Origin of the sequence: Mesorhizobium sp. GbtcB19 (genome assembly GCF_019091085.1) — a bacterium.
GTDB lineage: Bacteria > Pseudomonadota > Alphaproteobacteria > Rhizobiales > Rhizobiaceae > Mesorhizobium.
On record NZ_JAGXJY010000085.1, the window covers coordinates 1 to 737 of the forward strand.

Annotated in this window: 1 protein-coding gene; it reads left to right on the forward strand. The window is 28.5% G+C overall.

The window, feature by feature from the left end; translation table 11 throughout:
- Positions 1-233 precede the first annotated feature (233 nt).
- Positions 234-737: hypothetical protein (locus KVT37_RS31700; protein ID WP_217578947.1), on the forward strand; the 504-nt coding region annotated here is incomplete at its 3' end.

The following is a 737-nucleotide window of genomic DNA, read 5'->3' on the forward strand; positions in this document are numbered from 1 at the left end:
AGAAAAAAGGGATAATTAGGATAATTATAGTACGTAAAATAACCCTTGTGAACATTAATTATTAGCTTGAACTCACTGAACATACACCCCTATCATAAATATCCATTTTTTTCAACCCACCCTTACTTTATTATATTTTTAAAGTTAAATTATTACCCCATTTCTAAGAAAAGAATTAAAAACTATTATTTAGTTAACTGATTCAGAAAAACCAAATAAAGGAGATAATAATTATGACTAATGAAAATATAATTGAAGAATACTTGAAAAAAAGCTCAGACCCGAGATCAGGAATAAAAGCTATTAATATAGCTGAAAATAACGCTGTGGTAAATGGCGTTAGTAATAAACCTATTAAGACTCATGTAGCTCTTTTATATTTCAAAAACTCAGATAAGAAAATTTTCTCAGGACATATTATCAACGAAGCTTTAAACGCATCCGGAGAAGATAGCGCAATTGTAATTACCGACTGTAGGAAAAAAGATAAAATTAAAATTTTAATAGCAACTGAATCTGAACTCATTAAATTGAAGCGCAAAACAAAATTCAATTCAGAAGAGTTATTCATTTTATATTGGGAATACGGATCTCATTCATTTTTAACGTTAGGATTTAAAGGTCTTACAGATGATTACCTTATATTAAATTCTATTTTTGGAGATGATGATTCTACACAACAAAGCAACAGATTTATAGTTCAAAGCCTTTTACCTGATCACGAGGCAAAGCTATTT